General features: G+C 42.4%; 16 protein-coding genes. 4 read left to right on the top strand and 12 right to left on the bottom strand.

Annotated features, from left to right (window positions below):
- The first annotated feature begins 85 nt into the window (after positions 1 to 85).
- Both NO989_RS15610 and NO989_RS15605 read left to right on the top strand, forming a co-directional pair.
- The gene (locus NO989_RS15610; protein ID WP_371342847.1) at positions 86 to 1,357 is read left to right on the top strand and encodes an NRAMP family divalent metal transporter; all 1,272 of its coding nucleotides are present in this window, start codon (positions 86 to 88) and stop codon (positions 1,355 to 1,357) included.
- A 147-nt stretch (positions 1,358 to 1,504) separates the two neighbouring features.
- A complete protein-coding gene (locus tag NO989_RS15605) occupies positions 1,505 to 1,975 on the top strand; it encodes a hypothetical protein (protein WP_039225015.1) in 471 nt (156 codons plus the stop codon).
- A 9-nt stretch (positions 1,976 to 1,984) separates the two neighbouring features.
- Here NO989_RS15605 and glyA read toward each other — a convergent pair whose 3' ends face one another.
- The gene (glyA, locus tag NO989_RS15600) at positions 1,985 to 3,241 is read right to left on the bottom strand and encodes a serine hydroxymethyltransferase (RefSeq protein ID WP_371342846.1); all 1,257 of its coding nucleotides are present in this window, start codon (positions 3,239 to 3,241) and stop codon (positions 1,985 to 1,987) included.
- A 171-nt stretch (positions 3,242 to 3,412) separates the two neighbouring features.
- On the opposite strand from glyA, the gene NO989_RS15595 reads away from it, so the two are divergent.
- Complete coding sequence (locus tag NO989_RS15595) at positions 3,413 to 4,270, top strand: LysR family transcriptional regulator (RefSeq protein ID WP_371342845.1); 858 nt, start codon at positions 3,413 to 3,415, stop codon at positions 4,268 to 4,270.
- A gap of 88 nt (positions 4,271 to 4,358) precedes the next feature.
- On the opposite strand, the gene NO989_RS15590 is transcribed toward NO989_RS15595, so the two are convergent.
- The 9 genes from NO989_RS15590 to NO989_RS15550 form a co-directional block, all read right to left on the bottom strand.
- Positions 4,359 to 4,688, bottom strand: coding sequence for a zinc ribbon domain-containing protein YjdM (locus NO989_RS15590; protein WP_014948132.1), 330 nt, complete (start codon positions 4,686 to 4,688; stop codon positions 4,359 to 4,361).
- A gap of 24 nt (positions 4,689 to 4,712) precedes the next feature.
- Positions 4,713 to 5,168 (bottom strand): GNAT family N-acetyltransferase, encoded by a 456-nt coding sequence (locus tag NO989_RS15585; RefSeq protein ID WP_014948133.1) that lies wholly within the window; start codon positions 5,166 to 5,168, stop codon positions 4,713 to 4,715.
- Positions 5,169 to 5,220: 52 nt separating this feature from the next.
- Positions 5,221 to 5,649: a GNAT family N-acetyltransferase gene (locus tag NO989_RS15580; RefSeq protein ID WP_348670497.1), complete on the bottom strand. Its 429-nt coding sequence runs from the start codon at positions 5,647 to 5,649 to the stop codon at positions 5,221 to 5,223.
- 35 nt (positions 5,650 to 5,684) lie between these two features.
- Positions 5,685 to 6,017 carry a YnfA family protein gene (locus NO989_RS15575; RefSeq protein ID WP_252119685.1) on the bottom strand — a complete coding sequence of 111 codons (333 nt, stop codon included), beginning with the start codon at positions 6,015 to 6,017 and terminating at the stop codon, positions 5,685 to 5,687.
- A 100-nt stretch (positions 6,018 to 6,117) separates the two neighbouring features.
- Complete coding sequence (locus NO989_RS15570; protein WP_371342844.1) at positions 6,118 to 6,369, bottom strand: hypothetical protein; 252 nt, start codon at positions 6,367 to 6,369, stop codon at positions 6,118 to 6,120.
- A gap of 471 nt (positions 6,370 to 6,840) precedes the next feature.
- Positions 6,841 to 7,119, bottom strand: coding sequence for a hypothetical protein (locus NO989_RS15565; RefSeq protein WP_371342843.1), 279 nt, complete (start codon positions 7,117 to 7,119; stop codon positions 6,841 to 6,843).
- A gap of 66 nt (positions 7,120 to 7,185) precedes the next feature.
- Positions 7,186 to 7,467: a hypothetical protein gene (locus NO989_RS15560; RefSeq protein WP_371342842.1), complete on the bottom strand. Its 282-nt coding sequence runs from the start codon at positions 7,465 to 7,467 to the stop codon at positions 7,186 to 7,188.
- Positions 7,468 to 7,619: 152 nt separating this feature from the next.
- Complete coding sequence (locus NO989_RS15555; RefSeq protein WP_131137123.1) at positions 7,620 to 7,907, bottom strand: hypothetical protein; 288 nt, start codon at positions 7,905 to 7,907, stop codon at positions 7,620 to 7,622.
- 484 nt (positions 7,908 to 8,391) lie between these two features.
- The gene (locus NO989_RS15550) at positions 8,392 to 9,096 is read right to left on the bottom strand and encodes a hypothetical protein (protein WP_061439338.1); all 705 of its coding nucleotides are present in this window, start codon (positions 9,094 to 9,096) and stop codon (positions 8,392 to 8,394) included.
- Between the two features lie 199 nt (positions 9,097 to 9,295).
- Between NO989_RS15550 and NO989_RS15545 the strand changes: the two genes are divergently transcribed.
- Positions 9,296 to 10,345: an IS110 family transposase gene (locus tag NO989_RS15545; protein WP_061439340.1), complete on the top strand. Its 1,050-nt coding sequence runs from the start codon at positions 9,296 to 9,298 to the stop codon at positions 10,343 to 10,345.
- A gap of 471 nt (positions 10,346 to 10,816) precedes the next feature.
- Here the strand turns inward: NO989_RS15545 and NO989_RS15540 are convergent, their stop codons facing one another.
- Positions 10,817 to 11,197, bottom strand: a complete 381-nt coding sequence (locus NO989_RS15540) for a hypothetical protein (RefSeq protein WP_061439342.1) — start codon at positions 11,195 to 11,197, stop codon at positions 10,817 to 10,819.
- A gap of 141 nt (positions 11,198 to 11,338) precedes the next feature.
- The gene (locus tag NO989_RS15535; RefSeq protein ID WP_061439344.1) at positions 11,339 to 12,010 is read right to left on the bottom strand and encodes a hypothetical protein; all 672 of its coding nucleotides are present in this window, start codon (positions 12,008 to 12,010) and stop codon (positions 11,339 to 11,341) included.
- Between the last annotated feature and the right edge of the window lie 95 nt (positions 12,011 to 12,105).

Here is a 12,105-nt window from a genome sequence, read left to right as displayed (position 1 = left end):
GCAGATGAGCGCGTACTCTCTTTTCTGTTTATTATATTACTGATATGGTTAACGGCTATTTTGAAATGCCCATTTAGAGGTTGCCTTGTCGTATTCAGCTGAAACATCGTTTTTTGCCCGTTGTATTGCACTATTAAAATTGCTCGGCCCGGGTGTGCTTATGGCAACAGCGGCGGTAGGCGGTAGTCACTTAGTAGCATCAACTCAAGCGGGGGCGAAGTTTGGTTGGCAGTTAGCGCTGCTTATATTGGTAGTTAACTTACTCAAATACCCATTCTTTAGAGCAGGCGTTAGCTACACCATCAGTACAAAACAAACCCTTCAGCAAGGGTACTTGGGAATGGGACGACGATATTTGGCAATTGCCTTGGGTTTGAATACCATTGCGTCGGTGGTCAATGCTGCAGCGCTGTTGTTGTTTGCAGCAAGCTTATTGTCGTATTTTGTTCCTTTCGATATCGCCATAACGTTGTCCGCTTCAGTGGTTTTGGCACTTATTTTAATCATTCTACTCGCTGGCCATTTTGAAGGATTGGACAATATCGCCAAAGGCATAATGGGTGTGCTTGTGGTGGCGACAGTCGCCGTATTCGTGGTGGCACTAAGCAATTATTCTGCTTCACCAGCACCTGCCGTGGCACCGCCTTCGCCTTGGACGCTCGCTACATTAGGCCTTTTAGTAGTCACAATGGGGTGGATGCCTGCGCCTATTGAAATATCGTCCATTACTTCACTTTGGTTAAAGCGCCAGTGCAAAGGGCAAGCCGTAACGCCAAAGTCGGCCCTTTTCGATTTTAATTTAGGTTATGCAGTGACGGTGCTACTCGCATTGTTGTTTTTGGGTTTAGGTGCATTAATTTTGTATGGCAGCGGGACAGAGCTAAGTACCAGCGGTATCGGCTTTTCCCATCAGCTAATTAGTATGTACTCATCAACCATTGGACAGTGGGCGCATTGGCTTATCGCACTGGTTGCATTTTTGTGCATATTTGGTTCTGCGCTAACCGTTTACGATGGTTATGCGAGGGTGGTTGCTGAAGCAATAGCGCTTCTTTTTAACAAAGACAAAAACGCACGAAATACGCTGGTAACGCCGGTGTTACTGTTCATGGCAGTGGCGAGTTTTATCATTGTGTTGTTCTTTAAATCTGCGCTATTGGCAATGTTAGGCTTTGCGATGACGCTGGCCTTTGTTACTACTCCAATGTTTGCTTGGCTTAACCATAAGCTTGTGGCACAAACCAAGCTTCATCAAGACGCGGCGCCAAACGTGGTAGTGAAGCTGCTTAGCTATTTAGGCCTAATCTATCTATTTGGGTTTCTAATGGTGTTTATATGGTGGAAGTGGTTTAGCTAGCCACTTCCTACCGTAACGAGAGCGCAGAGCACTTTAGGTGCTTCGCAAGTCTCGCCTTAGTAAATTAGTTTAATTACGCGCACTTATGCGAGCCCTAGCGCAATACTCATCTATACTGTAGATGACATCGTTTGAGGAGTTCGCAGCTTGGTGCGTGGCAAAAAACTATTTCCTTCCACCCTTTTATTATGGGGTAAGCGTATCATGCTGCTTTCGCTTGTGAGTGCGGCAATGTGGGGCTGTTCAAAAGAACCGCAGCAAACTATCCACTGGCACAATGCTTACGACATTGAGCGCGAACTTCATCTTTTGGGGCAGCAAGAAGACCCTCGCGAAATCTACAAAAGGCTTCAAGGTATTAAGCAACAGGCTTCGCTACAGCTTTCTCAAATGCGTGAAGCAGGTAATCAGGACCCGTTATTTAGGGAATGGTTGGAGTCGCTACGCATTAGCTTATCGTTAGCCCCTTTGTACGGCGATACCATTGAAACGTGTAGCGTGTGGCAAGGCGCCATGGAAGACGCTTGGGGAGTGGGAATAGTGCAGTTTAATGAACGAGCCAAACTCGTGTGGCGGGTAATGGTGGCTACCTGCAACGCACGAGTTCGCTCGGTATAGTACTAGGTTTTACTTAGTATAAACGGGGCGAGCCGCTGTTAGCGTTGCCACTTTATCTATCACTTGCTGTACTACTGCATTGTCTTCTGGCGCTGCTAACACATCACAAATCCAATGGGCTAATTGAGCACAGTCTTCTTCACTAAAATTGCGTGAAGTGACCGCAGGTGTGCCAATTCGAATACCACTTGTAACGAATGGCGACTGCGGGTCGTTGGGTACTGTGTTCTTATTTACCGTTATATTCACGCTATTTAATATCGCGTCGGCTTCTTTCCCCGTCATTCCTTTGCTTACAAGACTTAGCAGGAACATGTGGTTGTCGGTTCCATTAGATACTACGTCAAAGCCACGCTTCATAAACACATCAGCCATAGCTTGTGCATTAATGACTACCTGCTTTTGATATGCGCGGAACTCTGCTGTCATGGCTTCTTTAAGCGCTACCGCTTTTGCGGCGATAACGTGCATAAGTGGGCCACCCTGAATACCAGGAAAAATTAATGAATTGAATTTCTTTTCAAGCTCGGGGTTTGACTTACACATAATAAGCCCGCCACGAGGACCACGTAGTGTTTTATGGGTGGTAGTAGTAACCACGTGAGCCGCGTTAATTGGCGAGGGATAAACACCGGCCGCAACAAGTCCTGCAACATGTGCCATATCTACGAGTAAATACGCGCCCACGCTATCAGCGATGTCTCTAAACTTCTGCCAGTCGACCACGCGAGAGTAAGCCGAAAAGCCCGCTACAATCATTTTTGGTTTGTGCTCTTTAGCCAAGGCTTCTACTTGGTCATAGTCAATTTCACCGGTTTCTGTGTTCAAGCCATACTGAATCGCGTTGTATAGTTTTCCCGAGAAGTTAGGCTTTGCACCGTGTGTGAGGTGCCCACCGTGATCAAGGCTCAACCCAAGAATGGTATCGCCAAGGTTTAATAGCGCCATATAAACTGCAGTATTCGCTTGAGAGCCAGAGTGAGGCTGCACATTCACATAGTCAGCTTCAAACAATGCTTTAGCTCTGTCGATAGCATGCTGTTCTACTTTGTCCACCGCCTCGCAGCCACCGTAATAGCGCTTGCCCGGATAGCCTTCTGCATACTTATTAGTTAGCTGACTGCCTTGCGCCTGCATAACAGCTTTACTGGTGTAGTTCTCCGATGCAATCAGTTCAATGTGATGTTCTTGGCGTTCGTTTTCTTGCGCAATAAATGCTGCGATATCTGGGTCTTGTTCGTGAAGGTGCTGGTTAAGTGGGTTCATGCTGGCTCCTAAATGTCATTATTTTGTATCTGATACTAGGAGTGTAAAAAGAATAAATAAAATTAATAAAAAATATGGCATTATAATTTTATTAAATGGCCTTGTGAGCAAGTTTGGCACTAGTAAGGCAAAACAGCAGACAAAGCTAATAGAGAGGTGTAAAGCAAAGTAATGAAAAACTTATCGATAGATTTTCTGCGTTCGTTCGTGCTTATTGCACAGACGGGTAGCTACACTCAATGTGCCGAGCAGCTTCAGCGCACACAGCCTGCCATTAGCTTACAGATAAAAAAACTAGAAGAAATGATTGGGGAAAAGCTATTTTCCCGCGACAAAAATCGCTTGGCAGTAACTGGCGCTGGTAGTCGCTTATTGTCGTATGGTGAAAAGATAGTGGCACTGAACGATCAGGCGATGGCCGAATTCGGCAAACCGCAGGTTACGGGAAATATTCGGTTAGGCATTCCCAGCGAATTTAGTACAACGCTTATGCCTAAAATTATTCGACGGTTCACGCAAACCTATCCGGAAATATCGCTAGAGGTGCATTGTGCGCTAAGTAAAGACTTACTTAGTGAGCCGCTTAAAAGCCAGTTCGATTTAATTCTTTCGCTACAAGAAACACCTGATCCTCAGCAAGACGGCTACATCATTTCAGATCAACTGGTATGGGTGGGGAGTCAGCGCTTTGTAAATAGCGTGCCTGTTAAACTGCCTATTATTGCTGCACCGTCGCCGTGTATTTACCGCAAGCGAGCAACCAATCTGTTATCGGCTATCAAAAAACCGTGGCAGGTGGTGTATACCATTGCTGACTTAAATGGCATACAAACGGCGATTAACGAAGGGCTGGGCATAACCGTTCTTGCAAAGAGTTCAGTGCCACCTGGTCTACACGTTTTATCTAATTCAGAAAGTTTACCCGAGCTTGGGCATGTGGGTGTTTGTTTAGTTAACCCTCAGAAAGTGTCATCGAAAGCGATTAGCTTGCTTACTGAAACCATTACCAACGAAGTCGCAAATTTTTAAGAAGGGATGGATTGGAATAGCTAGCGCGCCTAGTTGACAAAAAAATAAGCGCGCTAAAAGGAAATGAGGCTTTTCAATAAAACGCCGCTTATGCCTTTTTAACAAATTGTGCAGTCAGCATCATTTCACCCGCGCCATCTACTTTACAGTCTAGCTGGTGGTCTTTGGCATCTTTTACGTGTCGGATAACGGCTTTGGTTCCAATTTTTAGTACCAACGAACTGCCTTTTACCTTCAAATCTTTTGCTAGCGTAATTTTGTCGCCGGCTACTAACGGTGTACCGTTGAAGTCTTTAGCAGAGACTTCCTCTTCTACCTCGTTCGGGTTCCACTCGTGTCCACATTCAGGGCAAATAAGTAGAGGCTGATCTTCGTATACATATTCTGATTGGCAATGCGGGCAAGGAGGTAACGACATGTGGAATTCTCTTAAAGTACTAAATTAAAGCGCTCGGGTCATAAAGTGGCTGTTGGGATCGATTGAGTAACTGCCAAATGGACCGCAATCAACAAAACCAAACTTTTTGTATAGGGTTCTGGCCGCTAAAAAGTAGTCTTGCGTTCCTGTTTCTAAACTTACCGAACTAAACCCTTTCATTTTCGCATGTTCTAGGGCAAAAAGTAATAACTGAGACGCTACACCGCATCCTCTAAACGGCTTGGCTGTGCGCATAGATTTTAGCTCGGCGCTATGTGTATCAAGGGTTTTAATAGCGACGCAGCCCGCAAGCTGTTGCTGCTTCCAGCCACTAAAAAAAGTAATGTTCGAAGCTTTTAGTGCTTCAACATCTAATGCATGTACGCTCTCAGGTGGCGATGTAGCATACATATCAGACAAATGCTCTTCTAAAAGCGCTAGCACTTCTCCTCCGGTGAGATCATCAATAATAATCTTCATGTGCTTTGGCCTTTAGGTATATTCTGAATAGACGGCGGTACAAGCCTGTTTGTTAAGTGCTTAAGGGTTTAGTCATGTTAAAAAAGCGGTCGTCTTCACCTTCAATGATAAATCCCACTTTTTTATAAAGCGAAACTGCAGGGCTAACTTTGAATACTCGTAAGTCAAGCGAGTTAGTATTGGCCCCTAAGGCTAGTCTTTCTGCTTCTTCAATGGCAGCACTACCTATGCCTTTGTTCTGTGCGCTGGGTATGACCTGAAGGTCGCGCAATATACAGGTGTTACCGTCGTATTGAAGGCGCATAACCCCCACCGTTTCGCTGTCTACTTGAATGTCGTAATTAATGAGCTCTGCGGTAACCCCAAGCACTTTGTCGACGTCCCAATCAGGCGCAAACTGAGCGTAATAATCGCGCATGTTATTAAAGGTAAACTCAGCAGCCCTTGGTAGGTTCGTACTTGGAATAAAGGTAATCTTCATCGCGTTTTCTTCGTTATTTATTGCAAGCAAGACTTTTATCCATGACTTCTTGGTGCGAACATAATTATCGCCATACCAATCATAGCGACAAAGGTGCCCACCAAGTCCCATAACGTTGGCTTCACTCCATCAACAAGCCAAAGCCACATAATAGCCATGAAAATGTAAACACCACCGTAAGCCGCGTATACGCGCCCGGCAGCGGTCGGGTGAAGTGATAACAGCCAAGCAAAAAGCGCGAGCGATATAGCCGCTGGTACTAACAACCATATGGACTTATCTTCTTTCAACCATAAGTAGGGCAGATAGCACCCAACAATTTCAGCAAGTGCAGTAATTACAAACAAACCAATGGTTTTTAATTCCAACGGGCAGACCTCTTTTGAAATACTGTTGGTAAGCAAATAATACCTTTTGAAAAGGGCATTAAAGCGCTACTCGCACGCCATGCTAGGAAACTATCTTTCACTAGTTATCGTCGCTTTCAGAGCTAAACAAACCTCTAAAAAGCGCGGTAAGTGCTCCAGACACCGTATCTTCTATAGCATCGTTTTTATGGTCACGCTTTTTACTGTATCGGTTAGTAGATTCTTCTCGCTGTCTTTTTTCAGCACTGGCACTAGCCCCATCAAGAAAGTCTCTTGCAGCCCTATCAGAAGCTGAAGCGCACCCTGTTGAGATTACGCATATTGACAAGATTACTATCAATTTAATCTTCATGTTATCTAAATTCCTATCACCGTATAACGTCTAATAAAGGGCATCTTAAAGTGGAGCGTAACAACGAATCGTTATGTACTTTGCTTGCTCATACCTCTAATTGCAAAGAAGTAATAGATTAAAAACCCCAACCACGAAAAGAAAAGGGAAATGGCCCCCCATGCTAACTTGTGTATGCCTTTAGCTTTTTTGGATGTTAAGGCAATTAACGCTGGTAGAAGTGTAAGGCTGAAAAGCACGATAAAAATAATGATTTGCCAAAAACTCATATTAAAAGAACTCCTTATCTTTTGATTTCTAATTACAAGGGCTGCACCAAGCTCACCGAATGTAGACGAATAACCTCTACTCGTTTCTATACCCATTGATTTCAACGAATTATTTTTTATTTACTTGAACTACAGCCTATAGAATCAAGTTTTCTGAATTACATACTACAGTCTTAATCGTCTTTTTGTTAAGACATTTAATTTACTGCGATTTTTGTTCTGAAAGGTGAGGCATAATAGCGTAAAAAACTGAACAAATTGCTATCACATAAAAAGAATGGAAGAAAAAGCCCACCATATTTAACCCATCTGCTTCACACTGTGTTTGCAGGCCAGAGCAAAAAAAGAACTCCACTACGAATGAAGACAGTACTCCTAAGCCAAAAATTGCCATATAACTGAACAACGGTTTGAGCTTTAGAATTCCAATAATCAGCAAAACAACAACTACTGGAATAACAATAATTAGCGCAGTCTGCATAAATCCCTCTTAGATTGATTTGGCTACTCACAATCCTGTGAAAGAAACTTGGTAGATTACGGCCTGTTAAACCAAATATAAACTGCATACAATTAACAACCAAGTTAGTGATATACCGAGTACTATTTTGAATGTTGGTAACTTAGTTTGTGATAATGAATAAATCGCATATGCAGCAGGAATGACAGCGAAACAGCCACCAAGTACTAAGCCTTTAAAAAATCCTGCGATTAACCCCCATTCATCTGCAATAAATGCATAAACCCAAGTGACTCCCCAGGCTACAAAGCAAAATGAAAGCAATAACTTGGCTATTCTGGCTTTTACCTTTACATCTTTGCTTTTCATAAATATCCCGTTAGATAGTTACCAGAGGTAAATAACGACTAAACATTGTGTCTTCCCTAGGGAAGATACAGTCGAGAGACGAACTTGGCTGATTTGTAAGGCCGACATCTATTTTGAAAGCACATGGCTTGTGGTTACCTGAGCCATGTTGTCTATTTCATCAGCTTTACTACGCATTGTTTGAAAGGCTCTACTTTTGAACTTAATTCTGGGGGGAGTATTTCGGTACCGTCTGTTAAATCTAGAATGCCTGACACTACTGGTTTGTCAGCTGTCGTATCTATCTTAGCATTTATGGTCATGGAAAAGTTGTAGCCGCTTGGGAGTAGAGATGCGCATTTTTGGACTGAATTTAAGGGAGCTGGGTTACTAAATGATTGAAAGGCTAACAGTGAAGATAGCAAAGTGGCTGAGCCAATAAAAAAAGCTTTTTTGTTCATGGTAATTCCTTTTAACGTATTTTGCTGTCTCAAACTTCGACCTTAACTGATCTACAAAGTTCTGTAGCTAACGTCGCAGCGAACGTGCTCATTGGCTTGTTATATGTGTACAAATTAAAACCTTTCACACCTCACTTTAGTAAAAAAACTAGCTACAAAGAGGATGATATTTGTTCTAGGCAATTATTTATTTGCCCATCGGTAACAATAAAACCACCCAACAGGCGGAATCAAGAAGTTGAGCAAGACGGCGTAAATGACAACCAACCCGATATTGTCAGCCTTTCCTTTAGCGAATTTGATGGTAAAGAAAATTACAACTAAAGCGAGGATGAAGAGTGCTTGCCCCCAAAATGTTGCATTTAGATTCATAACATTCCTTATTGATGAACTTTCTGAAAAGCATTGGTCTTCCCCATTAAAAGTGGACGTCCATGTTAAGCGTATTTTGCTTCGTATCCATATGGGCTGACATAACCCAATGTTAAATGCCGCCTACTCTGACTTTGAAAAACTTAGTTTTTTCGCTCAAATGTTGATATGACCAAGGAGGGTTTACTACATCAATGTTAGAAACGCCCAGCGTAGCAAGCCCTTCGAGTGAATAGTACCAGCCGATAAAGTCTTCTTTCTCTGCGAACTCTTTATATTCGGAAGACTGCCCTAGTGTTGTTATTCGCTGGTCCACACCAATTTTTTCGAAGAAGTTTCGCTCACGAATTACAGCTGACTTCATATATTTTTCTAAGCTCTGCTTTGTTAATTCCCGCTCTTCCTCTGGAAGAGCATCAATAAACGATGATATTTCCTTCTCCATCCCGGTTGTACCACCATGGAAACCAATAACTGCGTGATTCGAAATCCTGTGATGATTTGCTGCAGAAAAAACGTAGTTAGCGCATGATGAGAGACAATACTCATTGACCTCAAGCTTCAAATCATAGTCATGAACAATATTGCCAAGATCCATTCCATGATTGATTTCACCTCCTTCGGACGTTATAGACAGCCATTCAACTTTACTCTTACCACTTTTCAGAATTAAAAGAAGTTTCTGATTTGCTGATGGCGATAATTTACCGTGATAAATTACTGTGTTTTCGTTCAAATCGACTATTGTTTCACCACCCTGCGCAGGCACGAATGATAGAGAAACAATTAAAATAAAAGACCATAAAAGTTTAAACATGTACCTTCCTTGTGGAATTCAAAGCCCCACTAAGGGGCAAATAGACGTAAGCTATAATACCGAGCGCAGAGAGGGAAGCCTAAGAGTATATGTCCCAACCCGCTTGCGTCTACAGCGGTTTGATAATCATTGAGCCTCCTCCCTATCAGCATAAACTGAGTTTATCCTAATAGGCGACCAAACCAAGGGAGAAAACTCAATGAACTTTTATACTAATACACATCCGTACTATTGTGGAATCGATCTTCACACAAGGCTGCTTTACGTCTGCATTATTGATAATGAAAACAACATTCTTGTTCACAAAAAAATAGATGATTCACCCGATAAACTGTTAGCGCTTCTAACGCCATATCTGGGCAATATTGTTGTTGGAGTGGAATGTATGCACTGTTGGTATTGGGTCTCTGACTTCTGCGAAGCGCACAATATCGATTTTATTCTTGGCCACGCGCTTTATATGAAAGCGATTCATGCAGGTAAAACGAAAAACGATAAAATAGACGCGCTAAAGATAGCGAAATTAATGCGCGGAGGGAACTTCCCGCTTGCGCATGCTTATTCGAAGGAGCATCGTTCGATTCGAGATGCGCTTCGCCGTCGCACGCACATAATGAGAATGAGTGCTCAACTGAAAGCGCACGTTGCTAGCACAGTCAGTCAATACAACTTACCCGCTTTAGAAACGCGGTTAGATTTAAGAAACTCACCTGATAGAGAAAAGATGCGCCACTTTTTTCCAGACGAAGCTGTGCAAAAGAGTATGGATTTAAATCTAAATATAATCGAAACCATGGTGAGTGAGCTCTACAAGATTGAACATTATGTAAAGACTCAAGCACAAACACACTGTGCAACAGATTTACATATTCTAAAGTCGTTTCCAGGTATCGGGAAAATTCTAGCCCTCACCATTTTGTATGAAGTTGGCGATATTAAACGGTTTCCATCAGTTCAGAAGTTTGCCTCGTATTCACGGTTAGTCAAATGCAAAGCTGAGTCGGCCGGTAAAACGCATGGTACGCAGGGAAATAAGATTGGTAATGCTCATTTAAAATGGGCATTTAGTGAAGCAGCAGTGTTGTACCTTAAAGGTAATGACAACGCGAAACGGTATCTAGCCAAGCTGCAAAAACGAATGAGCAAGGCGAAGGCTTTATCTGCACTCGCTCATAAAATTGGGCGATGTACTTACTTTATGTTGAAGAACCGGCAGGTATTCGATGAAGAGCGCTTTTTAAACGGTTAAGTCGCACAGTGGGCATGAGCTTAAACATCTAACTGGTTAAATGGTGAGTATCTCTTTTATCGCAAAGTACTCTGCAAAAGCAGCATCGATAAATATACCGATATGCCAAAACCTGTTGGTTTGATTAGACATGCGGCTGTTGCGCATCTATACCTTTTTACGAATTTGCTTACACCTTCACTGAACCTGATACTAACTGGTCAATGCAGCCACTTAGGTTTGAATAGGACAGAGGAAGGTTAACCGATGAATGTCTAGTGCCGTTGCCAGTCAAAAGGAATTGAAAAGCGCAACAACAAGAGCCGGTGACCGGCGCAGCTCTACATGTGTTTGACGTAGGCAATTTGCCTAACATCAGCCATGACAGACGAAGTAAACGAGTTCTAAAAAGGCAACGGTATTGATCTTGAAATAGTGGTCAAGGGGCTATCTTTTTTCATTGACAGCCCGGAGGCTCATATGTGTTATATTTTAGTTAAAAACAACCGGCAATGTTACCGAAATACCACAGCCTTCGCCGTATGAAAAAACAAAAAAGTGTTTTCGAACGAGCTCATTTCCAACGGTATACCAAACTACTTTTCCTTCATCACGCTCGAGAGCTTCCGCAGGCATAAACAGTGATGGTTCCTCGAGACTGTCGATGAATAGTGCCGAATTTTTATATTCTCGATCTTCGATTTTGTTGGGTAATAAGATTTCTACTGAATAACTGCCATCAAAATACTCAGTATTAACTGTAAAAAGTGGCTGATATTTTTCATTCCAAAGAAATGCCTGTTCCTCAGTAACAATACAAGTTGATGCGTTCGAAGCGCCGCAAAATAATAAACTTAATAAAATCCATCTCAATTTGAACTTACTCCGAAAATATAACGGCCCGCATAACGGGCAAAAATACGTAGGCTATAATACTGAGCGAAGCGAAGGGAGCCTACGTGTTTTTGTCCCTAGCGAGCGTAGCGAGTGTTAATGCGTTTGTTAGCTTCCTTGTTATTCGAAGAACATACTTGCTGCTTTAGTTGCTGCATCTTCAGAATAATAAATAAGTTTTAAGACTTCACTGTGTTCTAGTTTCGAAACGTCGTTAAAATTTTGATAAACAGAGCTATGGTGGTCATTTGTAATAAATGTACTACCAACATATTTTCCAGAATTAGCGTCAAATACTAGCGCTACATAAATAGGGACAAAACTCCTGACGTCGCTCATTTGAGTCTTGAACCATGCGCCACTGCAAGCCTCGCCTTTATAAAAGTTTTCGTAGTCTCTCGCGACAAGGAGAAAGTCTAAGTCATACTTAGCTTGAATTTCTCTAAGCTTATTTAATCCCTGTGGCACCAATTTGGCACTAGCGTCCCAGGATGAGTAACTTAAATAATTGCTCCAATCAATACTAGAGTCTATTTGAACGGGAGTGTTAAAAGTGTTTTTAATTCCTTCAACATAGCCTTTTGTGACTAAGGCGTTGACATTTTCAGTAATAGGGTAAATTTCTTCAGTGTTTTGGAATACTGTCTTGCCAAGGTGGGTGTGGCATAGTTTTAAAGTTTCATTTAGCTTGTAGTCAACACCGATTCGACTATTTTTGAAAGAAACTGGTTCAGATGTGCTTGAACATCCGACTAATAAAAGACATAGACTTAAAAAAAATACAAGTTTCAATTTAAAACCTCTGGGAAGCTAGACACAATGACTCCCTGTAAAAGTGCTAGCCCCCGCATTTTCGTGGGTTAACTTTTCAGCCAGAGCCATAATTA

The organism is Alteromonas sp. DY56-G5, from assembly GCF_041414725.1.
GTDB classification, from domain to species: domain Bacteria; phylum Pseudomonadota; class Gammaproteobacteria; order Enterobacterales; family Alteromonadaceae; genus Alteromonas; species Alteromonas macleodii.
This window is presented reverse-complemented; position numbering and strand designations above follow the sequence as displayed.